The sequence below is a fragment of the Nostoc linckia z4 genome, assembly GCF_002608075.1.
GTDB classification, from domain to species: Bacteria; Cyanobacteriota; Cyanobacteriia; order Cyanobacteriales; family Nostocaceae; genus Nostoc; species Nostoc linckia.
On record NZ_LAHA01000004.1, the window covers coordinates 323,577 to 345,316 of the forward strand.

The window sequence follows — 21,740 nt, forward strand, 5'->3', positions numbered from 1 at the left end:
ATCAAGCTCCTTTTATTTGCTCGACTAAAGCTTGAATAAGTCCAAGTTTGTCAATGTTGGGAATTTGATATTTTGCCTTCCTGATGAATATCTCAACTTCATCACTCACGGGTTCTTCCGCATCTTCCCAAAGTTGAAAGCCCAGTTGATAAATCATCCAAGCGCGTTCGGCTTCGTTAAGGGTTTCAAAAGTTGACCCCCAGGTTTCCTCCATTGCTGACAGCAAACTGCCATCGCCGCGAGTAAAGTTTGTCCAGTAACCTATAGGTTTAGTCATTTTTCCAGTTGACTCAAAAAATAATTCAGAATTAGGGCGCAAATTGCGATCGCACTAGCACTGCCAACTAACACTCCGATAATCGGGTCGGAGTTTGTTTGGCGCATCATACCAACAGCAGTTGCAGTAGTAATGGTGGTTGTTCCAGTTCCTATAGACACGCCAAGCATCAAATAATTAGCAGTCTTAATTTTGCTTACTTCTTGTCTGACTGCCCGGCCAATAATCCCGCCGTCCTCGTCGGCAATTGTGGCAGCAAGTTCTTGGAAGCCGCCCCTAAAATCACTTGGTTCAAAAAACTTTTTCCCGTTTTTCCCACTCGCTTACCAAGGATAATTTTTTTGGCCATGTTGATTGATTCAGAAACTTCTGGACTGGTAAGCACTGCTTCGCTATTGACCGCAGCCGCAAATAACGGGTAATACACCTGCAAATATTCTGTTGCAGACTGCATAACATCTTCTTCAAGAATTGCAGCCCCTACTTGATTTTTAAAATCAGCCCCAGACGCAGACTGCTGTACTAAAAGTCCTTCCATATCTGTTTCTGGTTCTGGAGGAAGATCGCCAGTACGTGCATAATCGACCGCTTGCCCTAATGGGATGCCTTGCCTAATTAGTGCGTAAGCAGTTTCTACAATTTTTGCGATTTCTTCATTAATTTCAATGTCACCAAGATAACCCGCCGCCTCAAGGATGACGTTGATTTCTCCGACATTCTGACATCCGACCAGGCGTTTTTTCAATTCTTGTTTGGTAATCGACATAAGGTGTTAGTCCCTCTTCAGAAAGTTTAAAGCGTAAATTTTCACCTTCATAGCCAAGCTCTCTCCAATCCCTCAGCACATCAAATCCGTGGCGCTGACGATCGCTATAGACTCGACTTTTTTTAAACAGTTTCAACTCTGGGCAGTATTCGATCAGCAATGCTTTATCTCGCTTGAATGTTGCCAAAGAAATCTGCAAGTACTCAAGCAGTTCTGTTGTGCGCCAAAACTTGACAACATCCCCCGTTTCTAGATTCACAAAACTAACTTCTACTGCCTTTTTTAGAGTTACCACGAGCTACTGGTGAGCTAAGAATGAGCCTTTGATGAGCTTTGAATGAGCTGTTTTTGGGATAACCTTAAATGGCTCATTCTTAGCTCATAATAAAAAACCCACCTATTGTGGGTCTACGGTCAATTGCACGAGTTTTAGACCGTCAATTTGCCGGGGTAAAAATAAAAGGTGGAGGCGTTACGCCATTTATTAGAAACCATTGATTAAGAAACCAACAATATCCCAATACCATTTCCGGTACTTCTGCGCCTTCACTACAGTACCTCTCTACTGTGCGTTGGTCACGGCACAGGAATAATGCAAGTCTTGTGTAGCTTAATTCCCAGTTTTTTTTTAGTTCGCGGGGTGTCATGATTGTAATTGCCTCCAAGTACTGTTGGGGGAACTGCCTTTAAGGTGGGGAGCGATCGCACACCTTGGACGGAACTGCGATCGCTTTTGACTTTCTCGTATTGTAACCCTAGTTGAGTCAAAGTCACTCATCATTAAAAGAGTAGAATTAACTCACTTGCACTCTGTTGGGGTTACGATTTTATGTATGAGTGAGAAACCAACACAAATCAAAATCAGCCTTGGGCATCGCAGGCAAATCCTGGACGAGATTGCTGCCTCGGAGAAAAGGTCGGTGAGCGAAACCGTCTGCCTCTTGCTGGACATAATTCTCGATAATCTCGATCAGATAAAAGAAGTAGCGGAGGTTGAAAAGCGTACCTTCATTGACATGGCCCAATTGTGGGTTGCAGAAGGTGAAGAGGGCAAGGCGGCGGCGGATTTTATTAAAGCGATCGCCTCCAACGAACAAGTTTCAGATACTACTTGCATCAAGGTTGCGAGGGTCTTGGATGTCGAACCCGAGCAGATCATCCATCTGCGAAATTGTATACGAGATAGACAGCCCAATGGAAAATAACACACTCATTCAAGTGGCTCAAATGCCGGGATGGAATCTAAACATTAGCCCCAAATCATTAAGCCTAGAGGCTCCCTCCAGGGCTGCGGCAGAAGATTTTTTGGAGCTAATTACTTCTTCTTTGGGCAATGCTGCTGCGGCGTTCGGATTTCGTTACGGACACCTAACTTATCCCAATTGTCGAAAGCCCTACAAAATTCCGGCATCCATTTACTGCGCTAAATCCTATGACCTACACAGGGGAAATTTTATGAATAATTCAACACCACTTATAGTTGTGCCTGGGCTGCAAATTACAGAAATGAAATTATCGCTGCCTATACTGCGAATCTTCGAGGAGTTCTGCGAGTATCCAGAACGGCGATCCGGACTGGTACGGGTTAGCGACGAGCGACAAGTAGCAATGTCTGAGTCCAGCGCCGGGCTAGTTGTCAATGCAACTCTAAAGCAAGCAGTTCAACGCAAACGCGATGAATATTGGCACCCTGACGATCTAGGAGCCTTTAATCGGGAATGGCAACAAAACCTGAGCGTTGATGACAATTCATCAACGCTAGAGTTTTCCTATCGAGGCGTTTCGGCTGACGGTACGAGTTGGCGGCGGTTTACCAATCGGTATCGGTTGGTCAAAGACAGCTATGGAATTCTTTATCACGTCAGCAGCAACGTCGGGGTTGAGGAAATCAGCAGACCAGCAGGGATAACGGTTTAATGGATCGTGGAGAGAGACATCCAGGAAAATTTTCCTGGATTCAACCAGCCATCGAACGTCTTTTTTCTTTCACTTAGCCTAAATCAATGCAATCAAAAGTCAAAGCAGGACAAACTTTCGTCTGGGCGTTTAAGTATGGACAAGAATACTATGCCCATATATTTTTAGCCTTAGAAGATTCGGGAATAAAAAGGGATGGAGACTGGAAATTCAGAGTAAAACTGATAGCTAGTACGGATAAATCTGAAGTTATTGGTAGCGAACAGTTGGTCAATCCTGAATTTGAGGAGATTTTGATATTACATTAATCAACAAATAGTTATGTTTGACAAACCTAGATGTAGGCGATCGCTGTTTGTAGGAGAAAATGACTATGAGCTACCTGGACAGATTTCGACTATCTTTTGTAGATCCCCTTTCGCCGCAGGTATGGGATTACGAAAAGCTCAAACAACAGGCAGACACAGAAATAAAGCCTTGGTCTTCGCTTTCAGTCAATAGAAAATCGATTGTTGTAATTGTGTGGGGCGGGCATAGCGCCCGCCGTAAATACCGACTAAGGACGCGCTATAAATCCTAAGCACCAGCCATCTGGAAGACTTTTAGCTTTAGTCTTGTTTTCCTCCTTCATCACATAAAATCCCCAGTTATTAATAACTGGTGACCCGCCACGAGTACTTGATTCAACTGTTGTTTGAAATCTGTAGCTAGGACTCGCCGCAGTACCGTGTTTTTGAACCCCTAGAATCCGATAACTCCTGGGAGAAAATAGCGATTCTTGTAAGCTGCCGGACTGGGAACACCAGCGATCGCTTCCGTCCGATCCCTCTGTAATTGCAGCATTAAAGTAAGCTTCTAAAAACTTCTGTGCTGACTCTTGTTCTGCAACGCCTGTGTTAGCAGATGTTTGCGTTTGTGGCTGAGGTTTTGGGGTTTGTAGTTGCGGCTGTACTTGTGCTTGAGTTGGCTTACCAGAAAGCCTGCTTTGGGCATAAACAAGGTTTTTCTGATATTCAACTATCTTCTTTTGAGCAGTGGCATAATTTGGGCTTTCTTTTGGCACAGATTTCATTAAAGAAATTGCCTCACCCCAGCGACTTGCAACTAGATTCCAATCATCCTTAGAATAAGATGAGCTAGCAATTGTTGTCGCACTGATAGCAATGCTTTCGGCATCTTCAAATGTATTTGCCTTTTCTTTTTGAGGCTCTACAGATGGGGTTGGCTGTGGTGTCTCTTGAGTGGCTGGTGAGGGTTCTTTTTCAACAACAGTTTTATTTGCGTTCGACTGTTGACAGCTACTCATCAATGCACCGCAGGCCACTAAAATAATCAGTTTTTTAACCTTGGACATATACATCCTCAAAACTCTTCTCTTAGTTAGCCCAAGTGAAGAAGTGTAATTAGACATATCGCCTTACATTTTTTCAATAGCTTTAACTTCCTCAATCCCTGCCGCCAGCGCTGCCTCTGGAGTTTCAAAACTCCCACTCAAAAATGGGTCTTCAGCAAATTCTTTAAAAGAAGCGGCTCCACTACCATAACCAAGCGCAAAAGAATAGCGTTCAGAATTAGTCGGACAATGCCAAATGCTAATATCATGTTTGCCTTTCATTGGCCCGCGCCTCAGATAATGCGTCCCTCTTAGCAAAGGCTTTCGAGATTGATTGGTCTTCCACGAATGCCGACAGTTCTCGCAGATAATTATCAGGCTTTTTGGGTCTGTTCTGTAAATGCGATTGCTTCCGCATCTCGGGCAATTCATTTACTCTAATCCTCAGCTAAAGATTTGGTATGTACTTTGCTAACCAACTCTAGTCAACCAGCCAAAATTCTGTATAAAACTTTCAATAAATAGCTATGTGCAATACTTTCTTCTCCACAACAGTTATCGTTTTATCGAAAAGTGTACTTGAAAAAGTAAGCTCATCTGTAAATTTTCTAAAAGCAGTATTATAAAAACTACGAATAATAAAGGATATGAAGACACTCGGTGCGATTGGGGAACAAACAGGTATTCTACAATTTTCAAATTGTCCCAAGGTTAGATGGCATTTTGGGTGATCTAATTCTTTATGATTGTTTGGATCATAATCGAATCTAATTGGTACTGGTAATATATTTTTTGCTATGATATCTGCATATATTTCGTCTGCTTCATAAATTCCAGGTTCATTCTGGAAAACTTCTAAAAATGGTGATGGTAAAAAGGCAAGCCTATGTGAAATTAACTCGGATTTTTGATAAGTATACAAAAGTTGTATTAATGCACCATCAATCATTTTAAAGTTATAGTTTTTATCTCTATCTAATTCCTGGTAAATGTCCTTATAATCAATGTTTTTCAGTGCTATTGAAAGATCCTGCATACCAGAATATGCAATTTGATAACTATCTCTACCAATAGATGTAGATGACGGAAAATTTTGTTGGTCGCACAAACTAACTTCTATTAGTTTTTGAGTTATAGTATTAATTTCTCTATAAATTTCTTGATGACTAATCATTTGAAAATAAGTGACTTTTTAATTTTTCTATTAGTTCTTGTGACAAATCTTCTTTGTGTATAACACCTTTGTCTAAATCCTCAACAATATCTTTTAAATTTCTTTGGTTCTGAATTCTACGCTCACGCTCTTTAGGACTTATATCTCTATTAATAACATTCATTTTTCTGCGTTCTTCTTCTGTAGGATAAGTAAATTCAAGAACAAAGTTTCTTCTTCTGACTTCTTCAAATTCTCTCACCAAACCCCTCATGTCTTCGCCATAGCCTAATACTCTTAACCAGGCTTTACTTCTTGTCATGGCAGTAAACAAGATATTTCTTTTCTTGGAAAGCTCTGGGCCAGAGAAGCATTCATGGGCATTTATAACATATATCATCGCAGCTTCATTTCCCTTTGCTCTATAGATACCTGTGAAAGTGACTGCTTCTTCACTAAAAAATTCATCGCGGGAATTTGTGACTCCGGCTAGGTTAGAATTAATCTTTTTTTCAAAGAGTAAAGCCCTAGATCTTCCAACTTCACCTTTAGTTGTTAACGGGTTAGAATGAATAACCATTATGTCATCATATTTTAATTCATCTTCCTTAATATTCTTCTCTATTTCGTTAACTAACCATTCATCTTGTTCGCGGCTGTTATTAAATGACTTAAATATAATTAAGTCATCTATAGCTGAGTGAGATTCAAGGAAGGTCGGACTAGTATTGCTAGTTCTACTAAGCTTTACAGGCTTTCCATCTTCCAGATTTCCTTCCTCTACTTCATAACCGATATCTCTCCATAACCCTGCATCATCAAACATTTGGATTAATCCTCCATTTCTATAGATTCCAAAACCTAAAGCATGTGCAGAAGTTAGTAGTGGGCGAGAATTTCTATAGCATTTCTCTAATATGATGTCTTGTTTTGCTGTTCCTGATTTGTTTTGAAGTTGAACATATGGATTACCGTAAATATCTTTTCCGAAGATTACTTCTGGCGATTCCATTGTTTTATTGTTCAGGCTTTGTAACTCGTCATATGCATAAACTAGTCTTTTCGGATGCTTCAAAATTCTATAACAAAGTTGCAGAAAATGTTTAGAAAAATCTTGTGCTTCATCAACTAATATTGCATCATAATACTGTTCAAAGGTGTTGATTTTATTAAGTGCTTCCTCACAGACTTTATCAAATTCTTGACCATCTACATTGCTAATCTTTCTTGCAGCATTTACATCTCTGAATTCAATATTATGTCTTTTACATATTTCATAATAAATTCCTTCCATTGAGGGACTTCCCCAAGCGTGAATAATTTTTATTCTTTCCCAGTCCGGCTCCTCATTTGTATGTTCAATGCTAAAAGTGTTAATAAAATGTTTAAATTGATTTTTGAGAGAACGAGTATTAAAAGTAACAGCAATATTCCAATCAGGATGTTTTGCCTGTAAATATGCAACTTTAAGAGCTAGAACTATAGTTTTTCCTGAGCCAGCAAGTCCTCTAATTCGCTGTACGCCTTCTACCGTTTCAAGGACAGCAGCAGCCTGATTCTTATCTAGGTTGGCGATAGAATCTTCCAGTTTCTGAAGTTTTGCACCCCTAGAATCTTCTCGTTGAATATAGCCACGCTGCCTCCTTTTTCTGATGGTAGTTATAGCTTGTATGACTGAATTAAGGCTTTCAAAATATTGGTTGTCTTCCCATTTACAAGATTTTAAGTACTCTTCTAAGGCAGGCTCATTAGTTATGATAGGATAGTCTTCTGCAACAGTTTTTGGTGGATTACTCAACACAGGTGCAAATGTTACGACATGGATTGGCACCATTAGTTTCCTTTTTTTAACCAAAGTTGTATGCTGAATTAGTCTTGATTCAACTTTGATTGCGCTTTCATCTTGTGTCTTTTCTATATCTGTGTTGGTATCAATTCCCTCAATAATATTGAAAATAACAACGCCATGCTCTCTGGATAATAAAAGAGCATCAATTTGATAACCACCTTGAGGTGTCCCTATAATTGGGTATCCCAGATATAAGCTGCCATCGATATCGTGTCTACTCTCAAAGTAATCAGCCAGCCTTCTAGATGAAACTGGCTTATTATCTACATCACCTCGAATAACATTAACCATAAAATGTTGCTTTACCTAAAGTATCTACCTCAATTGTCCGTGAGCGCTCATGCAGCTTTCTCATATTTTGCAGTGGAATCCCTGTTGCCGATCACCCTCATCCCCCATTCCCCATTTCCTCTTTTAGCGTGAAGCGATGGCACTCAGATTCAGAGAATAACTGAGATGTAAAGTTGCTCAGTATTTTCAATCAGCAGTTCAGCTTGCGATTGCCCCTGCCCTAGTTTGTGTTTCCTCTACAACGCTAACTAGCTCGTCAAGGCTGCAATTGTACATTCGAGCAAGCTTTTGCGTCTGGAAGATGTTTAGCGTTGGGATTGTTCGCCCTTGCTCCCAATTCCTAACCGTAGAGCAGGCTACCCCAACACTAGCTGCCACTTCTTCTGCCCTCAACCCCGCTTTTCGACGTAATTGTTTTAGATCCATCATATAAGTATACTACTAATTAATTAGTATAGTTCATTGACTTTTTAATAACGGGTTAGTACTATTAGGATACAACACAAAGCGATCGCCCTTCTAAGTCCAATCAGAAAACGATCGCTATTGTGCTAACCCATTAGATTAGGCTTAATTAATTATGACTCAAGGTAGCCTTGACATTCAAGCGCTGGCGCAATTCCAGCTAAACTTTTACATTGCCGAGCAGTCAGAGAGCGCATCACACTACGAAATCGATTCTACTGACGATATATTCGGCAAGCTCTACCGCGTGTGGGGCGGGGAAAAGGGCATTAATTTGCTTGGCACTTTTTATCAAAACTTGGAAGGCTTGTGGGTATCCCAACCTTGCAACAGCGACAAGCGCGACCAATGGTACACCGACTCTGAAGCGATTAACGCAATTCTTACAGCCTAAAACTAATTCCCCTACCACCACGAGCGTCTTAAAAGACGCTCTTTCTTGTATTAAAAATATGGACTACCAAAAAGAAATTCGCTGCACGCTGCAAGACCTTCGCAGGCAAGCTTTGTCTCAATTCATGAATTCATTCATGGAGATTTTGCACGCTGAGGGCTACACATTTGAGGACTTACTAGAAGTTGTTACTACCTTGGCTAGTGAAAAACCTGAATTTGAATCGGTAGTTAAGCACTTGGAAAATGCGGAAAAAGAAATACGTTTGCAGTCGGGAGGTTTGAGATGATTGCATCAGCCCCCGAAAAGCTTTTCACTTCAACTGCCCAAGCTCTAGACTGTTGGCTCGAAGCCGCCGAGAAGCGAGAAAAATTACCAGCCAAAGAATATCTAGAATATTTACACTCGTTTGGTTGGGATCGCCGCAGCGCCCTGTCTTACGTAAAGCTAGCAGACTTCATCAAAGAGCATTTGAGTGGATGCCTTGAAACTCTAGCCAAATTAGACATCAGAACCTTGCTAAAACTTCCTTTGCCCCGCTACGCCCCCATCGTCGAGGCGATTAAGACAACGGCGCGGACGCAAAAAGAGGTTGCCCAACTTATCAAGCAACTTCCCAAAAAAACCCGTACAGGGTTTCAGCCAACTGGTGAAGGCGGGGCGAGGATGTTTGCACTACCGCCGCTGCATAACGAGTCGGGGAAAGTAGTTGAAAAGGCCGCCCAACTGACTGGGTTGAGCTTGCAAAAGCTGGTGGAGGAAGCTTGCCATTTAGTAACCTCCATCATTACTGGGGAAGACTTAACCCAAACGATCGCCAGGATACAAGAGCTTGCTATCAAGCAGGCTGGTGAGGAGGAAAACTCAGAATTCAGAATTCAGAATTCAGAAAACTCACAATTGAGAATTCAGAATTCAGAAACCAACTTAACTCCCTACGGGTTGTCGCTTCAAGATGCGGTGCAGTGGACTTACGCCGGAGAAACTCATGCCTCGTACTTAACTCAAGTTGAGGGAGAAAATGCCCTTCTGTCGGTCAACGACGCGATTTACTCAGTGCCATTGGCGAGTCTAAAAAAGATTGACTTGAACACCATCAAAGCAGAAATTGGCGATCGCCACAAACTATCTCACCCGTATCAGCAGCTCTACATCAATGCTGTCAATGCAAAGCAGGAATGGGTGACCCTGCAATCTTTACCAGATGGCGACGACACCTACCAATCACAGCTAAAACAGTACACCCGCTGGCTGTCCTGCGCGGTAGACAACGCCAAAAGAAACGGGATTTGGCTTGATTGGGAGGAGTTAAAACACAACCAAAGGTTAATTCTTGTTCCTGGTGGGGAAGATTTAATTGCTCATGTCGCCAACACTCCTAGACCAAAGCACAAGCCCGCCAAGACATCTTTTTTGGAAGCTTTTTCATCGGGCGTTCCTGACAAGCCAAGTTTGGAACAGTCACTAAAAGACGCTCATGATTGGGATGAAATAGCCTTTCTTGTCGGTCGCAACAACAAAACTTTAACCCAGGCAACAGACGGTTGGACAATCGAAGAAAAGCAATCGTTAATAGCCAAGCTTACAATTTTCTTGAAAAACAGTTTCACCTGTGCAATTCAAGAAAAAGAGCTTGCTTGGTTGCATCATGCAGCCTTAGCCAAGGCGTTGGCTAAATTGGAGTTTGAGGTCGAGAAACAGGTGTGCCAATTTGATAAATTCATTGATTACGGAACTAGCAATGAATTGTGGAGTTTTCGCACGGAAGGAGGCGAAACTATAGTTGTCCCTCGGCAGGAAGTCAAAATATTTAGGTTTTAACAAGTATGGAACTTAAACTAGGAATTTGTAACCTTCCTGAGCCAGTTTATCTCTATGTTAAAAAGGGTGATTGGGAAGGAAAAAGTTATTGCTGGTATTACCACGACCCAGAAACGGAAAGAAATACTCCCGAATATTCCCCAGCGATATGCGGATATCTTTCGGAACTGCGCTTGACTCCTAAAGACTTCAAGGGCAAAGACAACATGAAGCTTGATATCGTAATTTCGGCAGATAAAACTTACATCATCAGAAGTGGAATTGAAACGAATTTTACCAAAGGCTTTTTATTAGCGATCGCATTGGTCAAAGACTTGTCTAGACCAATAATAATTGGTTGTTCGCCTGGAGAACAAAATACAGTTTTCTGCCGAATTTATGACGCTTTAACTAAATCCAAGGTGGAAATAGATTGGAGCGCCCGTTCTGATTGGGCAAGCATTATTAAGAGTGTTCAGAATAAATTGGGCGCACTTCACCAGTCGCAAGGGGAACAAACTTCTCGTGCCTTTGGGCCCGTAAACCAAGATTTACGAATCAAGGGAGTCCGCACTTTATTGAATTACCCTACAGATTTAATTGTGGAGTGGTTGAGTTTTCAAGGCGTCACAAGACCCAGCGAACTTAGCCCTGAAACAGTTGATATTTTGGTGCAGACAATTTGCCTTGATTGGGCGAAGGATAAATTTACTCACTCAAATCATGCTACTAACTCTTACAACAAATACGTGCTTAATGCTATAGCAAATGGTGTGGAAGAAATAGTAGCGATTCGAGATTGGACTAATCATGTTATGTCTAGATTGGGTCACAAATAAGAACAAATAAAGGCATTAATCATCGATTATCTTACCCATTCTTGCTACGGCAAGAATAATTTTCTTGCGTCAACATAACAAGGAGATTGAAAGATGACGAATTACAAATGTATTCCGCCAGAAGATTTGATTTGGGCAATCAAGCATTTTTCATATTGCGCTCTCAAACTCTATAACTATGCTTGGGCTGTACATCCATATAAGCCTAAATATGACAAATACTCCACTACCTACATCCCAAGAGAAATCTTACTCTCAGATTTGGAGATTAAAGCAAACGTTTTAAATAAGGCCATGACGGAAGTAACTGATAGCAAGCTGTTCAAGATATTTTATCTTCCGAATAAACCCTGCTATGAAAAATATGCTGGTATGGTCTGTTTCTCTGAAAACAAACATGGTATATACTTGCCTGAATCAACGGAGTACAAGTTCAGTGCTTACGATGAGTTTTTAGCATCAGAATACTGGCAAGACTGTAGAAGGTTAATCTTAGCTAGAGACAATTTTAGATGTGTCAAATGTAATGCTAACCAAAAACTACAAGTTCATCACTTGACTTATGACCATCATGGCTTTGAGATGGAATACTTGGATGACTTGATTACTCTGTGTCGTCGTTGTCATGCCTCTACTCATCATGGAGGTGAGAAATGACCGCTAAATCTCGACAGTCCATTGGTTCAAAATTTAATCGTCCTCACACGATCATTCCCGAAGAGGACACCATATGGGCGATCGATCAAAAACCATGTGTATTAAGATTTTGGCAGCAGTGTTGGCTAGCCGACCCTTATGGCTCACGCTGGATGAAATTGGCAACTAATTTAAGCGACTCAGCTTTTAGATTTGCCAGAAGAGTATTAGAGACAGCTAGTTTATTTACGTTTCGTCGTATTAGCTTTGGCAGTGATGGAAGAACATCAGTATGGGAAGTGAAAAATCTTCATGGTGCGCGGGTTAAAGATTTTTGGCAGAGTAAAAAAAATGAAGCGAATACCGCCTCAAATAAAGCGGACAACATTTCAGATGAAGCGAATATCGCAATAAATGAACCGGATACTGTCACCCAAAACCAGTCAGAGCAAGCGTTTGACGTTCCTTCACAAACTCCTCAGCAACACATCACGAACTCTTCAAAAGAGTTCGTGATGTGTGATTCTTCAAAGGAAGAGGCGATTGCACCCTTGGAGGGTGCATCGCCTCCATCTGTCGAAAGTGTGGAACAGAAGGAAAAAGACTTGTCTATGCCAACTGACACACATAACCCTCATGAAGGCACTTATTCCCCCGCACCCGTGACATTAAATCAAGACGAGATCTTTAATTGGTTGGATAGAGCAGACGCGGGAGTTTGCCCACCATTATGGGTAATTCAATATTTACTAGATAGCAAGTATTACTTCAGCATGAGGGATTCATTGACCAAGTTTGGCCAACAGTGGAATGTATCTGTAGTAAATTATCAGGTGCAAAAATCGAGTGAAGCAGGATCTATGGTGGCAAACAACTTTACTAAATCCCAGGTTAGGCCAGCACGAATTCACAAGCTGAAACTCGCACAAACTTTAGGAGAAAACCCAGGCTTTGAATACTTGAAAGAGTGTTGGGATGACGATCCTGCCTTACGAATAGTTATCAAAAAACTAGTGGCTAAATTCCCTGAATGGGGATTTACTATTGCAGGAGAAGATCTGATCGATGATTGTTAGCCATGCGGTATATCTTTATGTCCAAACTCTTCAGTCAGATCGTTGATGTCACACCGCTGCTTATTCGAGGCATCGCCGTAAACAGCATATTTTATTAAGACTTCCTGACCTTGTTCTAGTTGGGCTAGGCACCCATCGCACACAACAGCGATCGCTCCATCAAGAGGAAGCTGGCAAACCATACAACCCCAACCAGTACCGGGTAAGAGAGTCTTTTTGCCAATCGTCAAAATATTCGTCACCTTTACTTCGGAAGTTTCGCACCCACAGCAAGCGCCAAGGTCTAAAACTTCTTCATCAGAATAGCCATAACTCTTGCCAAACATTTTTGTTGAGTTTTGAAAGCCCTTATATTATCCAGAAGATCCAGGAAAATTTTCCTGGACACTAAAACCGATCGCAATCTTTAAAATATGAAATTAGCCCCAGCAGAGCTAACCGTGGATTATCCATTCCTGCGTCTGGTTTCCGAAAGCCAGGTATGGGAAGTTGGCATAGGAAAATTAACCATAACTGGCGGTATTCGGATAGTTGCCGGAAAAGTCGGATCTCAATCTTTTGAAGTAACCTATTGTGCTGGTCAGGATAAAGGCATGGCAATAGGAATATTAGCTCAAGTATTGGTAATTATCAGCGCGATGCCAGAATCAATCTCTTGCCACAATTTCAGAAATACTTTCCCAGTGCAAACTATTAAACCAATGATTAACGATTTTAAATGCTGGGAAGCTTTGACTCAAAAAAGCAAGGAGGTTGGTGATACTGTTGAACCTCTGAATTTGGGCTTAACCTCAAGCCTCCAGGCAAATTTTCCTGGAGATTAAAGCCCATGAAAGAACCAGCCTTCAAGCTGGTTGGAGGACAATAAATTTGCATAACTAAACCAAGATAACAGCGATCGCGCTGTTCGTTTAGCCTAGAAGAATAACTACGATCGCGAAACACTAATGGCTACCAAGACAATTGAAGTCAAAGAATACACAGTCAGAGCGCACAAACGACAAATCCACACTCGGATTTTTAACTTCGTATGTAAGGAATGCCACAACCCAACTACCCGCGAAACTTATGGTTCGCGGCCAGTTTACTGCGAGAAATGTCGCGCTCCTCAACCACCAAGATCCTCATCAATGCCTATCAACAAAAGGAAGCCTAGACCGATGGCTTACGAGACAGAGAAAGTATTAGTTTCGTGAGGTGGAAATTAATTTTAAAGACTCGTCCGTGGAAATCCGCGGACGAGTTTTTGATATTATTTTATGGCTGCTTGTAAAAAGTAATTAGCTATGGAAGATTTAGAAATTATTAGCGTGACGGCTGAGGCTAATAGAATTGATGTCAAGACAGCTATGAGTACTTTTGGAATAGGCAAAAGTCTATTTTATGGAAGATATCTCAAGGACTGTCAAATCACTCCCGTCAAGGCTACGGGACGCTCTTATATAACTTGGGAAGAGTTTGAATTATTGCGGGGGTATCACCTAGCAAGAAACTCAAGCAACGAAGATTTAGAAAGGTTCTTAACGCAAATTAACGGACAAGTAGCTATTAATGCCGAACAAAAAACTTTGATGGGATTGTTTAAAAACTTTGTCCCGGCGACAATTTACCAAAAGTTGATTTTTCGGCTACAGCTACTCGAACAATACGCCTCTGTTTCCCACGCGAGGCTATCTACAAATGAATTAAGTCAAATATTAGAAATCAGCAACAGAACATTGTGGAGTAAAAAGGAATACCAAAAACTAGGTTTTCTATTTCGCCGCGATCGCCAGGGATGGCAAGTCTTAGTTAATAGCGACCTTGAAAGAAAATGAGTATCAACATTTGGAGAATTATTAGTAGGGGTGTTATGCCCAATGGAGAAAAGATTGAAAACGCTGAATATATCATTGTCGAGGATAATTTTCACGATCGCAAAACGAACGAATATATTCCTATCGCCTCAGAACCCTTATACAGGGAGGATGTTGAGGAATTAATTAGTGGAGAAAGGGAATTAACAGATTTTGAACTGACTGAAGAATCAGTACAAAACTACTCTGATGAAGATTGGGAAAAAGCCCAGCAGCTAGAAGAACAAGAGTGGGAGAAAATTCTAAAGGAATTGTAACTATTATTGATTGTTTTTCATGTAATCGATGATCATATCTTTAGGACTTCCAGTCATTTCTAAAATTTCTTGATGCCCAGGAATGAGCACCAACGGAATTCCCTGGAATTTTTCAATAAATACATTAGATCCAGGATTTGTTGTGCATTGGTAGCAAATCAAGCATTCATAATATTCTTTGCTGATGATTATAAATTTTGGCGATCTAAGAAAGTTTTTCTTAAATTTTTCAATTTTATCCTCAATTCTTTCTATGACTTGCTTGCAGCCAGGTGTGTACATAGAATTTCGGTTTTTTAATTATTTATTTGTATTTTATAGCAAGTTAATATCATAAGATTTTATCATTTCAAAAGGAATATTAAAAAGTATATCTTTGGCTACAAAAGGTATATATTTATCCCACAAAAATGCTTGATGAAAATACCAATGATAGGCATAAGCTTCACCACCATTTCGTGCTTCATCCGACCAAGAACAACTTACAAGTTCAGCACTTCCAATTATTGCCTGTGTAGGCAATTCTGCTGGTGTTAGAGGGTTTGTTTTTTGAATTTGTTTAAGCTGCCGTTTATTAGCAAATTTACCTGCATGGATAAGAATCAGTCCCTTGTGGTTGGTTGAATAGTTCTGGCTTTGAATATTGCTCCCATGAAATATCAGCCAAGCATTTGGCTGGCAAAGACTCAAGCATTTAATTGAATTATTTGACAAAGAATTGGTAGCCGAAAGCATTTAGGATATATTGAGAACTTTTAGACAGTATAAAATATGGATTTCACTATTAGGAAAGCAAAGGAAACAGATGCACACGCGATCGCTGAAATTCTTCAAGAATTAGGTTGGCATGATTGGGTAAATTCAAATCCTCACGATAAAGTTGTATCCCAAATCCAACGTCATATTTGTATGTGTGCAAGAGATGATAGTCATTCAGTTTATGTTGCTGAATCCCAAAGGGGGGTTATAGGTTATATCACAGTCCACTGGATACCATGTTTATTCATTGAGAAACTTCGAGGATATGTATCAGATTTATTTGTCCAACGAGACAGTCGCGGTCAGGGAGTCGGTACTAGACTACTGGCGGTAGTTATATCAGAGGCTCAACTCAGAAGATGCCATTCAATTACGGCTCTAACCCGCAGAGAACGAGAGTCCTATAAAAAAGGGTTTTATGCCAAGCAGGGTTGGGTTGAGCGCGGCAATGTCGTTGATTTTATCTATGAACTTCCTCCTACCACCAGCTTGAAAAGCTAGAAGAAGCTTGATTGTAGTCGTCTTCATCGGGCATCAATTCTTCAAGTTGAATGTAGAAGGCGGCTTCAGCAAACACTAAAGCAAAGTAAAAATCATCAACATTACCCGGCCCGCGCTTCCACTGCTGGGTTTTGGGATCGCGGGATGGCCCCATCAGATGACGCAATGGCGATCGCTCGTTGGGGTTTGATATCCATTTTTCCCAAGCTGGGGGTAGACGGTAGAGCGGGTAGTCGTCATCGGCTTTTAGTAAAAAGCCTTCTAAAACTGCGCCCATGAATTTCTCATTGCGGATTTGGTAGCAGTCGTAAACAATGCCGCCGTCAGCAACTTGAGATTTTCGTACTGGGTCTTTGAGGTAGGCAATCTGATCGGCCATGTCTAGGCAGGTGCGGCGGCATAGGTACATGGATGATTCCCGCGATGGTTCGTTGTCGATTAAACCTGCCTTGACATCGAACCGAGTCAGCAAATCAGAGATATCATTTCGCATCACATCGCTAGCATAGCTGACATGGCGAATAGTTTTTTCAATGACTTCAGCTCTAGTGAGGCGGTGGTAATTGGGGGGTAAATAAAACTCGACAATTGCCAGCCAGTCTTCGCTTCTGCCCACATCAATACCAGCTAAGACTAACTCTGGTTCTCTTTCTGGTACGGGAGATGCCATCGATGCTCTGAGCATTTCCAGAGAAATACTACCAACTTGATGTTCGCTGGCATGACCCAACATCTGTTGCTGCCAGTCGTCCGTAGTGCTGGCACTCATTCCCTCCTCAATCATTTTGGATGCCAAATTAAATTGAGTTTCCCGGGTGAGGGGTGAAAGGTGAATTCCCAGCGTCCAGCTATATTCGGGGATGCCTGGGGGTAGGGATGCCAAAAAATCAGCCAGAGCAATCCCTGTGTGACGACAGTAAAAACGGGCATCGTAGCGTTGTTGGTCGCTAATCGGTTCGCCGCAGTTGGAACAACCAAAGTAAGCACTGCCCACTGCGTCGTTTTCATCGCGGTGAAACCAACTAACCGGTCTACCTGAATCGCTCAGGTAAGTTTTCTTGACTCGTCCCAGGGCATCACGCTGTACCGTTTCCCGCAGCAAACAACCTTTGGGGTCGAGGGGTAGGGTTTGCTTACAGATGGTGCAGGTGTAATGGGGATAAAAAAGATGGTCAACTTTTCCCATCTGTTCTTCAATACCCGTACCTCCCCCCGGTGTCCCTAGTTCCCGAATAGGCCTAGTTGGCAGTAAAGAAGCATCCAGTCGTCGGGGGATAGCATCAGCTGAGCCAGGACGATACTGCGATCGCTCCTCAAGAAAGGCGTAGTCAGCTTGGTAAGATACCGCCATGCCACCCGCGGCGGCTGTACCTTTATCCCTAGAACCCGGACGGGATGTAGAAACGTAGGCAAAGATGCCGTTTACTTGGTCGATTTGGAAGCGGGTGTTGATGCAGCGATCGCTTCGCCGATTGAACTTGTGACCAGCTGCTACCATGTTGGCAATCCAAGATTCTGCCACCGGCTGAAACTGCATCGGCACGTTTTGGTCTAGGGAAGTGCGGGTGTCATAAAACCAAACGCCATTGAGTTTGCCTGTGGTCAGGCAATCAACAAATAACATGGCATGACCTAACGTGTTATGCGTGACAATATAATCGTCACAAACATACAAATGGTCTTTTGCTGCTACAGCAATACATTGAGCATATTTCTTGCCTACGTACTCTATCTTATGAATGTAGTGTATACAGCTAGTTTTTGAGTTTTTTACTACGTATTTACGAAATAGTTGGATATCAGGCAGTTGTACCTGGACACAATAACCGCACCGTCTTAACTTATGATGTTTAACATTTGCCAATCCCCCAAGCGATCGCACCAATTGTTGAACATCTAAAGCCAACTGGTAAGAAGTACACCTAAAACTGACATTACCTGTTGACTCATTAACTGTACCATTGGCATCCATTAATCCTTGCAAAAGTGCAATTCTGACATCTAGACTGTTGAACTTGTAAATATCAGGAATAGAATCGTCAGTCGAACATCCTAATAAGTATGGATCTGTCGGTACTGTTTGAAAATCGAACAGTACAGATTGAACTAACTGTAATGAATGGTTATATCTGCCATTTATGCATAGTGAAGTTCTAATCTCTGACAGCGATTTAACCGTACCCTGTTTTTTGCGATCGCGCTCAGCCGCAGTTTGCGTAAGCCAAAGATGTTCGTCACAGCATTCGGTACTAGCGCCATCATCAAAAACTACACGATAAATTTTCTTGATGCCTTGCGGGTAAACTCCGGTGACCAAAGTAGGCTTCCCGTTGGAACCAATAACCCAGTCGCCAAGCTTAATATCACCCATTAACTTCCAGCCATTAGGTGTTAGGATTTTGGCATCCAACGGCTGGGCTTTGCCGCACTGTGCTGGGCCTGTGGTCAGAACCTTGTTGAGTCGAAAATCTCCAATTGCTAAAAGGTACTCACGATACCACCAGGGCAAGCGCACGGATGATTGGCGCTCGGTTGTTGCAAACAGTTCGACTCGCTCGACAAAACCTTTTCCCCCACGTTTGTAGACATCAGTGATGAAGGCTTCGCGCTGATCGTGTTTGCTTTGCGTGCGGGAAGCGTTTACAGCGGCTGATTTGTTGGCAGCATTTTGTAGTTTACGTTTGAGGTTGGCTGTGTTCATTAGTTGTTAGAACCAGGAAAATTTTCCTGGACGTTAGAACCTCCAAATAATTTTCGGTAAGCTTCCTTAGCAGTGGTATCGAGAAAATCTCTAAAAGCCAAATTATCTTTAATCCCAGCCCCGGTGACGTAGCCAGTGCTGGTATAGTCCGGCTTTAAAGTGCCGGGAGGTAAAATAATCGCCGCTGCTTTTTGAACAAAAGGCTTATCTTTACTGATTGGGACAATATTTAACCGTTGTGACAAAACCCAATTCATAAAATCCCAATCGTAATAAGGCATTCGCACGTGGATGCCGTAATGCCGAAAGATGCTGCTAAATAACTTGTTCACATCCCAAACTAAGGTTTGGTCGTTAAAGGCACGTAAGCGTTCATCTCGCCAAATCTCGGCATTTTCTACCGTGTCCGGCAATCCGACTATCTCCTTATAAATGCTTCGCATTCTGCCCATCAAGTCATCTTGCCCGTGCCCGTTAAAAATGCTGGTGACTCCGGCAGCGGCGGCATGACGAGCGATCGCTACGTGAGCGATCGCTTGCCGCATATATTCTGAAGTCGGGCCGATATCCTCAAACAGTAGCAAGGCTTCTTCAACAGAATCCAGAACTGTTTGCCGGTCAATAAAAACTGGAATCGGTTCGGTTATGCCCATTGCCTTGAGGTTGCGCCGAGCTTGAGAAATGTCTGAGGATTTAGAAGAAGTGCAAGCTGTAAAGGGGAGGAAGTCTACCCCAAGTTCCTTGAGCGCCCAGGCGACTAATAAAGAATCCACACCCCCAGAGCAGGATAAAGCAATTCTTCCTGGCGGACAGGTTTCTGTGCGCGATTTGACGGCTTTTAGCAGTAGCTCTCTGTACTGGGCGATCGCGTCTGGTAGGGCGATTGGAGGTGCGATGGGGGGTTTGAGTTTTTCGTGCTTCCAGATTTTTCTGCCATGTCCAATTTTGATGGCTGTTCCTGGAGTTACTTGGTGGGCTTTCCCCGGCAGTTTTCGCCATCGTTCTCCCCAGTGAATCTGTTTATTATCGATGCTGTAATATAAAGGAATTTCCGCAGGGAATGAAGAGTACAAGGTAACCGTTCCAAAACTACCAATGGCGATCGTGAAAGTCCCTTTGATTGGCAACTTAGTACCATCAAATTCGGCATATCCAATAGGATTGATTTGTAAATCCGATTGGATAAGTGGTTGACTTTGCTTACTGTAACTTCCTGTAATTCTTTCCATAATTAATTAAGATTATCGGTTATCGAAACTTACGACGGTTCCATATCTCTCCTTGGTTGCTTTAAACCCAAGGGATAAATATAGTTTTACTCTTGCAGGGCCTCTGCCATCTTGATCGGCTACAAGTGCATACAATTCTCTTTTGGAATTTGGACTTTTTATATATTCTTTCCACGCCCGTTTAAGCTGTTTAAGTTCTTGTGTAGGAATTTTACTTTTACTATTAGCTAAGGTAGAACCGTCTACAGTCCATTCCACCTTACCCTCTCTTGTAACTTCCCCTTTAACTCTTTTGCCTTTATAAAAACTAACGCCTTCTGTTGGCGGTGAATTCCAAGTTGATTTATTGGCTCGGTTAGCTATGCGCTGTTGTTGATTCAACCTTTGCCGTTGAGGAATGCTGCTCGTGCCGCCAATTCCTCCACCACCTCCACCTCCTTTTTGTAGCCTGATTTCGTTAAGCGATCTGCTAAATTTCATAAAGTTTATTGCGATTGTTTTATTGCTTAAATTAACGATTATCTAGTTTTAGTATTTCTCCAAACTTTGGGTCTGTCACTTTGCGGAAACCAAATGATTTATATAATTTCGCTCTTGCATCACCTCTACCATCTGAAGTGCTTGGATCTGCATAAAACACTCTTTTGGCATTGGGGCTTTTTATGTATTCATTCCAAGCCCTCTTAAGGTCTTTAAGCTCTTGAGTGGGAACCTTTGCAGTACTTTCTTTGGTCGCTGTATTGTAGCCATCGATAGACCAATAGACTGTGCCATCTTTCATGACTAGTCCCTGAACTCTTTTCCCCTGATAAAAAACAGCCCTCGCCTTTTCACCTTCAGGCGGATTTGCCCAGGCGGATTTGTCTGCTGTATTCGTGCTTGTTCTATTTAGCTTTTGGCGTGTTTTAGCGCTTCTACTACCGCCACCGCTTCCACCGCCACCGCCTTTTTTAAGCCTTCTTTCGTTAAACGATCTATTAATTCTTCTCATGTTTGAATCTCGTGAATTTTATTATTCAATTCAGTTTCATAATTGTCGATAACCTGCAAAATGCGATCGGCAATTGTTCCAGGAACTAAATTATTATCTAGCAATATACTCAAGGCATCGCGCCATTCAGTAGCAGTATCTCTGCTGCCTTGTAATCTACTGAGTTCAGAAATCACCCTAAACATCCTTTCTCGAATGCGGGTTTTAGTTTCTATCAAGTAAGCTTTATCTGTTAATCGTGGCTCTGGAATCAGCTTGATTCTTTGCTTTAATTCGTGTAATTCTGCTCCTGCGGCAGATTCTATTTGTGCAAAAGTTAGTTTCCGAATAGTTTCGATTTCAGAGATTTTATCAATCTCTCTTTGCATTGCCATAATTTCATTTTGATAAGCGGTAATTTGTGCGTGATACATTTCAATGATTACCGCATGATTCCGCTTTCTTTGATTGATATCTTTATCAATCAATTCATCGCAAGTTTTATTTATCCAACTGCGAGCTGTTTCAGTGGAAACTTCAAAATGTTCGGCAAATTGCCGCTGCACATCCAAGCGAGGAAAGCCCGAACGTAAGCGGGTCAGAACGTAGTTTTTTCTATCCTGAATTTCTTGTGCGGTAAGTTTTACCCTCCCTTTTCTAGCCACAACAAA

The 21,740-nt window shown here is 41.9% G+C and carries 33 protein-coding genes; 15 read left to right on the plus strand and 18 right to left on the minus strand.

Features of this window, described 5'->3' with window-relative positions; translation table 11 throughout:
• Nucleotide 1 precedes the first annotated feature (1 nt).
• The 5 genes from VF06_RS06195 to VF06_RS38990 form a co-directional block, all read right to left on the minus strand.
• Nucleotides 2-277 carry a hypothetical protein gene (locus VF06_RS06195; RefSeq protein WP_099065887.1) on the minus strand — a complete coding sequence of 92 codons (276 nt, stop codon included), beginning with the start codon at nt 275-277 and terminating at the stop codon, nt 2-4.
• The gene (locus tag VF06_RS40400; RefSeq protein ID WP_180267264.1) at nt 274-438 is read right to left on the minus strand and encodes a hypothetical protein; all 165 of its coding nucleotides are present in this window, start codon (nt 436-438) and stop codon (nt 274-276) included. The genes VF06_RS06195 and VF06_RS40400 overlap by 4 nt, the downstream gene beginning before the upstream one ends.
• A 35-nt stretch (nt 439-473) precedes the next feature.
• Nucleotides 474-1,043 carry a hypothetical protein gene (locus VF06_RS06200; protein ID WP_099065888.1) on the minus strand — a complete coding sequence of 190 codons (570 nt, stop codon included), beginning with the start codon at nt 1,041-1,043 and terminating at the stop codon, nt 474-476.
• On the minus strand, nt 967-1,338 hold the full coding sequence (locus VF06_RS38985) for a hypothetical protein (protein ID WP_143861613.1): 372 nt from the start codon (nt 1,336-1,338) through the stop codon (nt 967-969). Before VF06_RS38985 ends, VF06_RS06200 begins: the two co-directional genes overlap by 77 nt.
• 281 nt (nt 1,339-1,619) lie before the next feature.
• Entirely contained in the window at nt 1,620-1,811 is a 192-nt protein-coding gene (locus tag VF06_RS38990) for a hypothetical protein (RefSeq protein ID WP_143863015.1), read from the minus strand.
• A 65-nt stretch (nt 1,812-1,876) separates the two neighbouring features.
• Between VF06_RS38990 and VF06_RS06205 the strand changes: the two genes are divergently transcribed.
• From VF06_RS06205 to VF06_RS38995, 4 genes are all read left to right on the plus strand, one after another.
• A complete protein-coding gene (locus VF06_RS06205) occupies nt 1,877-2,248 on the plus strand; it encodes a hypothetical protein (RefSeq protein WP_099065889.1) in 372 nt (123 codons plus the stop codon).
• On the plus strand, nt 2,238-2,960 hold the full coding sequence (locus VF06_RS06210) for a hypothetical protein (protein WP_099065890.1): 723 nt from the start codon (nt 2,238-2,240) through the stop codon (nt 2,958-2,960). Before VF06_RS06205 ends, VF06_RS06210 begins: the two co-directional genes overlap by 11 nt.
• Before the next feature lie 86 nt (nt 2,961-3,046).
• Nucleotides 3,047-3,268, plus strand: a complete 222-nt coding sequence (locus tag VF06_RS06215) for a hypothetical protein (RefSeq protein ID WP_099065891.1) — start codon at nt 3,047-3,049, stop codon at nt 3,266-3,268.
• Nucleotides 3,269-3,281: 13 nt separating this feature from the next.
• Nucleotides 3,282-3,461: a hypothetical protein gene (locus tag VF06_RS38995; RefSeq protein WP_143861615.1), complete on the plus strand. Its 180-nt coding sequence runs from the start codon at nt 3,282-3,284 to the stop codon at nt 3,459-3,461.
• Nucleotides 3,462-3,516: 55 nt separating this feature from the next.
• Here VF06_RS38995 and VF06_RS06220 read toward each other — a convergent pair whose 3' ends face one another.
• The 5 genes from VF06_RS06220 to VF06_RS06240 all read right to left on the minus strand — a co-directional run bounded on the left by VF06_RS06220 (nt 3,517) and on the right by VF06_RS06240 (nt 8,015).
• Nucleotides 3,517-4,314 (minus strand): hypothetical protein, encoded by a 798-nt coding sequence (locus tag VF06_RS06220; RefSeq protein WP_099065892.1) that lies wholly within the window; start codon nt 4,312-4,314, stop codon nt 3,517-3,519.
• Nucleotides 4,315-4,377: 63 nt separating this feature from the next.
• Nucleotides 4,378-4,575, minus strand: coding sequence for a hypothetical protein (locus VF06_RS06225; RefSeq protein WP_099065893.1), 198 nt, complete (start codon nt 4,573-4,575; stop codon nt 4,378-4,380).
• A gap of 232 nt (nt 4,576-4,807) precedes the next feature.
• Nucleotides 4,808-5,467 (minus strand): DUF2290 domain-containing protein, encoded by a 660-nt coding sequence (locus tag VF06_RS06230; protein WP_099065894.1) that lies wholly within the window; start codon nt 5,465-5,467, stop codon nt 4,808-4,810.
• Nucleotides 5,460-7,586, minus strand: coding sequence for a DEAD/DEAH box helicase (locus tag VF06_RS06235; protein WP_099065895.1), 2,127 nt, complete (start codon nt 7,584-7,586; stop codon nt 5,460-5,462). The genes VF06_RS06230 and VF06_RS06235 overlap by 8 nt, the downstream gene beginning before the upstream one ends.
• Nucleotides 7,587-7,784: 198 nt before the next feature.
• Complete coding sequence (locus VF06_RS06240) at nt 7,785-8,015, minus strand: helix-turn-helix transcriptional regulator (protein WP_306419394.1); 231 nt, start codon at nt 8,013-8,015, stop codon at nt 7,785-7,787.
• A gap of 151 nt (nt 8,016-8,166) precedes the next feature.
• Here VF06_RS06240 and VF06_RS06245 point away from each other — a divergent pair, with 151 nt between their 5' ends.
• The 6 genes from VF06_RS06245 to VF06_RS42430 all read left to right on the plus strand — a co-directional run bounded on the left by VF06_RS06245 (nt 8,167) and on the right by VF06_RS42430 (nt 12,796).
• Nucleotides 8,167-8,445 carry a hypothetical protein gene (locus VF06_RS06245; RefSeq protein WP_099065896.1) on the plus strand — a complete coding sequence of 93 codons (279 nt, stop codon included), beginning with the start codon at nt 8,167-8,169 and terminating at the stop codon, nt 8,443-8,445.
• Nucleotides 8,446-8,503: 58 nt separating this feature from the next.
• A complete protein-coding gene (locus VF06_RS06250; RefSeq protein ID WP_099065897.1) occupies nt 8,504-8,734 on the plus strand; it encodes a hypothetical protein in 231 nt (76 codons plus the stop codon).
• Nucleotides 8,731-10,266: an Alr2735 family protein gene (locus VF06_RS06255; RefSeq protein ID WP_099065898.1), complete on the plus strand. Its 1,536-nt coding sequence runs from the start codon at nt 8,731-8,733 to the stop codon at nt 10,264-10,266. Before VF06_RS06250 ends, VF06_RS06255 begins: the two co-directional genes overlap by 4 nt.
• 5 nt (nt 10,267-10,271) lie before the next feature.
• The gene (locus VF06_RS06260; RefSeq protein WP_099065899.1) at nt 10,272-11,084 is read left to right on the plus strand and encodes a hypothetical protein; all 813 of its coding nucleotides are present in this window, start codon (nt 10,272-10,274) and stop codon (nt 11,082-11,084) included.
• A 93-nt stretch (nt 11,085-11,177) separates the two neighbouring features.
• On the plus strand, nt 11,178-11,741 hold the full coding sequence (locus VF06_RS06265; protein ID WP_099065900.1) for an HNH endonuclease: 564 nt from the start codon (nt 11,178-11,180) through the stop codon (nt 11,739-11,741).
• Complete coding sequence (locus VF06_RS42430) at nt 11,738-12,796, plus strand: hypothetical protein (protein WP_244917934.1); 1,059 nt, start codon at nt 11,738-11,740, stop codon at nt 12,794-12,796. Before VF06_RS06265 ends, VF06_RS42430 begins: the two co-directional genes overlap by 4 nt.
• Here VF06_RS42430 and VF06_RS06275 read toward each other — a convergent pair.
• Complete coding sequence (locus VF06_RS06275) at nt 12,793-13,122, minus strand: hypothetical protein (protein WP_099065901.1); 330 nt, start codon at nt 13,120-13,122, stop codon at nt 12,793-12,795. The genes VF06_RS42430 and VF06_RS06275 overlap by 4 nt on opposite strands.
• 87 nt (nt 13,123-13,209) lie before the next feature.
• On the opposite strand from VF06_RS06275, the gene VF06_RS06280 reads away from it, so the two are divergent.
• The 4 genes from VF06_RS06280 to VF06_RS06295 all read left to right on the plus strand — a co-directional run bounded on the left by VF06_RS06280 (nt 13,210) and on the right by VF06_RS06295 (nt 14,909).
• Complete coding sequence (locus tag VF06_RS06280; protein ID WP_099065902.1) at nt 13,210-13,620, plus strand: hypothetical protein; 411 nt, start codon at nt 13,210-13,212, stop codon at nt 13,618-13,620.
• 123 nt (nt 13,621-13,743) lie between these two features.
• Nucleotides 13,744-13,992 carry a hypothetical protein gene (locus tag VF06_RS06285; RefSeq protein ID WP_099065903.1) on the plus strand — a complete coding sequence of 83 codons (249 nt, stop codon included), beginning with the start codon at nt 13,744-13,746 and terminating at the stop codon, nt 13,990-13,992.
• Between the two features lie 90 nt (nt 13,993-14,082).
• Nucleotides 14,083-14,613, plus strand: coding sequence for a hypothetical protein (locus tag VF06_RS06290; protein WP_099065904.1), 531 nt, complete (start codon nt 14,083-14,085; stop codon nt 14,611-14,613).
• Nucleotides 14,610-14,909, plus strand: a complete 300-nt coding sequence (locus VF06_RS06295; RefSeq protein WP_099065905.1) for a hypothetical protein — start codon at nt 14,610-14,612, stop codon at nt 14,907-14,909. The genes VF06_RS06290 and VF06_RS06295 overlap by 4 nt, the downstream gene beginning before the upstream one ends.
• Nucleotides 14,910-14,912: 3 nt before the next feature.
• Here VF06_RS06295 and VF06_RS06300 read toward each other — a convergent pair whose 3' ends face one another.
• Both VF06_RS06300 and VF06_RS06305 read right to left on the minus strand, forming a co-directional pair.
• On the minus strand, nt 14,913-15,191 hold the full coding sequence (locus tag VF06_RS06300) for a hypothetical protein (protein ID WP_099065906.1): 279 nt from the start codon (nt 15,189-15,191) through the stop codon (nt 14,913-14,915).
• A gap of 33 nt (nt 15,192-15,224) precedes the next feature.
• Entirely contained in the window at nt 15,225-15,623 is a 399-nt protein-coding gene (locus VF06_RS06305) for an ASCH domain-containing protein (RefSeq protein ID WP_143861616.1), read from the minus strand.
• A gap of 57 nt (nt 15,624-15,680) precedes the next feature.
• Here VF06_RS06305 and VF06_RS06310 point away from each other — a divergent pair, with 57 nt between their 5' ends.
• The gene (locus tag VF06_RS06310; protein ID WP_099065908.1) at nt 15,681-16,169 is read left to right on the plus strand and encodes a GNAT family N-acetyltransferase; all 489 of its coding nucleotides are present in this window, start codon (nt 15,681-15,683) and stop codon (nt 16,167-16,169) included.
• Here the strand turns inward: VF06_RS06310 and VF06_RS06315 are convergent.
• From VF06_RS06315 to VF06_RS06335, 5 genes are read right to left on the minus strand one after another with little or no spacing between them, the layout of a single operon-like run.
• Nucleotides 16,147-18,870: an LAGLIDADG family homing endonuclease gene (locus tag VF06_RS06315; protein ID WP_099065909.1), complete on the minus strand. Its 2,724-nt coding sequence runs from the start codon at nt 18,868-18,870 to the stop codon at nt 16,147-16,149. The genes VF06_RS06310 and VF06_RS06315 overlap by 23 nt on opposite strands.
• Complete coding sequence (locus tag VF06_RS06320; protein WP_099065910.1) at nt 18,870-20,099, minus strand: asparagine synthase-related protein; 1,230 nt, start codon at nt 20,097-20,099, stop codon at nt 18,870-18,872. The genes VF06_RS06315 and VF06_RS06320 overlap by 1 nt, the downstream gene beginning before the upstream one ends.
• Before the next feature lie 12 nt (nt 20,100-20,111).
• Nucleotides 20,112-20,579: a hypothetical protein gene (locus tag VF06_RS06325; RefSeq protein WP_099065911.1), complete on the minus strand. Its 468-nt coding sequence runs from the start codon at nt 20,577-20,579 to the stop codon at nt 20,112-20,114.
• Nucleotides 20,580-20,610: 31 nt separating this feature from the next.
• Entirely contained in the window at nt 20,611-21,090 is a 480-nt protein-coding gene (locus VF06_RS06330) for a hypothetical protein (RefSeq protein ID WP_099065912.1), read from the minus strand.
• Nucleotides 21,087-21,734, minus strand: coding sequence for a hypothetical protein (locus tag VF06_RS06335; RefSeq protein ID WP_099065913.1), 648 nt, complete (start codon nt 21,732-21,734; stop codon nt 21,087-21,089). Before VF06_RS06335 ends, VF06_RS06330 begins: the two co-directional genes overlap by 4 nt.
• Nucleotides 21,735-21,740 lie beyond the last annotated feature (6 nt).

What these genes read in the sequence shown, in the direction of transcription:
- VF06_RS06195 (WP_099065887.1), bottom strand. Translation starts at nt 277, where the DNA reads ATGACTAAACCTATAGGTTACTGGACAAACTTTACTCGCGGCGATGGC.
- VF06_RS06200 (WP_099065888.1), bottom strand. Translation starts at nt 1,043, where the DNA reads ATGTCGATTACCAAACAAGAATTGAAAAAACGCCTGGTCGGATGTCAG.
- VF06_RS06205 (WP_099065889.1), top strand. Translation starts at nt 1,877, where the DNA reads ATGAGTGAGAAACCAACACAAATCAAAATCAGCCTTGGGCATCGCAGG.
- VF06_RS06210 (WP_099065890.1), top strand. Translation starts at nt 2,238, where the DNA reads ATGGAAAATAACACACTCATTCAAGTGGCTCAAATGCCGGGATGGAAT.
- VF06_RS06215 (WP_099065891.1), top strand. Translation starts at nt 3,047, where the DNA reads ATGCAATCAAAAGTCAAAGCAGGACAAACTTTCGTCTGGGCGTTTAAG.
- VF06_RS38995 (WP_143861615.1), top strand. Translation starts at nt 3,282, where the DNA reads ATGTTTGACAAACCTAGATGTAGGCGATCGCTGTTTGTAGGAGAAAAT.
- VF06_RS06220 (WP_099065892.1), bottom strand. Translation starts at nt 4,314, where the DNA reads ATGTCCAAGGTTAAAAAACTGATTATTTTAGTGGCCTGCGGTGCATTG.
- VF06_RS06225 (WP_099065893.1), bottom strand. Translation starts at nt 4,575, where the DNA reads ATGAAAGGCAAACATGATATTAGCATTTGGCATTGTCCGACTAATTCT.
- VF06_RS06230 (WP_099065894.1), bottom strand. Translation starts at nt 5,467, where the DNA reads ATGATTAGTCATCAAGAAATTTATAGAGAAATTAATACTATAACTCAA.
- VF06_RS06235 (WP_099065895.1), bottom strand. Translation starts at nt 7,586, where the DNA reads ATGGTTAATGTTATTCGAGGTGATGTAGATAATAAGCCAGTTTCATCT.
- VF06_RS06240 (WP_306419394.1), bottom strand. Translation starts at nt 8,015, where the DNA reads ATGATGGATCTAAAACAATTACGTCGAAAAGCGGGGTTGAGGGCAGAA.
- VF06_RS06245 (WP_099065896.1), top strand. Translation starts at nt 8,167, where the DNA reads ATGACTCAAGGTAGCCTTGACATTCAAGCGCTGGCGCAATTCCAGCTA.
- VF06_RS06250 (WP_099065897.1), top strand. Translation starts at nt 8,504, where the DNA reads ATGGACTACCAAAAAGAAATTCGCTGCACGCTGCAAGACCTTCGCAGG.
- VF06_RS06255 (WP_099065898.1), top strand. Translation starts at nt 8,731, where the DNA reads ATGATTGCATCAGCCCCCGAAAAGCTTTTCACTTCAACTGCCCAAGCT.
- VF06_RS06260 (WP_099065899.1), top strand. Translation starts at nt 10,272, where the DNA reads ATGGAACTTAAACTAGGAATTTGTAACCTTCCTGAGCCAGTTTATCTC.
- VF06_RS06265 (WP_099065900.1), top strand. Translation starts at nt 11,178, where the DNA reads ATGACGAATTACAAATGTATTCCGCCAGAAGATTTGATTTGGGCAATC.
- VF06_RS42430 (WP_244917934.1), top strand. Translation starts at nt 11,738, where the DNA reads ATGACCGCTAAATCTCGACAGTCCATTGGTTCAAAATTTAATCGTCCT.
- VF06_RS06275 (WP_099065901.1), bottom strand. Translation starts at nt 13,122, where the DNA reads ATGTTTGGCAAGAGTTATGGCTATTCTGATGAAGAAGTTTTAGACCTT.
- VF06_RS06280 (WP_099065902.1), top strand. Translation starts at nt 13,210, where the DNA reads ATGAAATTAGCCCCAGCAGAGCTAACCGTGGATTATCCATTCCTGCGT.
- VF06_RS06285 (WP_099065903.1), top strand. Translation starts at nt 13,744, where the DNA reads ATGGCTACCAAGACAATTGAAGTCAAAGAATACACAGTCAGAGCGCAC.
- VF06_RS06290 (WP_099065904.1), top strand. Translation starts at nt 14,083, where the DNA reads ATGGAAGATTTAGAAATTATTAGCGTGACGGCTGAGGCTAATAGAATT.
- VF06_RS06295 (WP_099065905.1), top strand. Translation starts at nt 14,610, where the DNA reads ATGAGTATCAACATTTGGAGAATTATTAGTAGGGGTGTTATGCCCAAT.
- VF06_RS06300 (WP_099065906.1), bottom strand. Translation starts at nt 15,191, where the DNA reads ATGTACACACCTGGCTGCAAGCAAGTCATAGAAAGAATTGAGGATAAA.
- VF06_RS06310 (WP_099065908.1), top strand. Translation starts at nt 15,681, where the DNA reads ATGGATTTCACTATTAGGAAAGCAAAGGAAACAGATGCACACGCGATC.
- VF06_RS06315 (WP_099065909.1), bottom strand. Translation starts at nt 18,870, where the DNA reads ATGAACACAGCCAACCTCAAACGTAAACTACAAAATGCTGCCAACAAA.
- VF06_RS06320 (WP_099065910.1), bottom strand. Translation starts at nt 20,099, where the DNA reads ATGGAAAGAATTACAGGAAGTTACAGTAAGCAAAGTCAACCACTTATC.
- VF06_RS06325 (WP_099065911.1), bottom strand. Translation starts at nt 20,579, where the DNA reads ATGAAATTTAGCAGATCGCTTAACGAAATCAGGCTACAAAAAGGAGGT.
- VF06_RS06330 (WP_099065912.1), bottom strand. Translation starts at nt 21,090, where the DNA reads ATGAGAAGAATTAATAGATCGTTTAACGAAAGAAGGCTTAAAAAAGGC.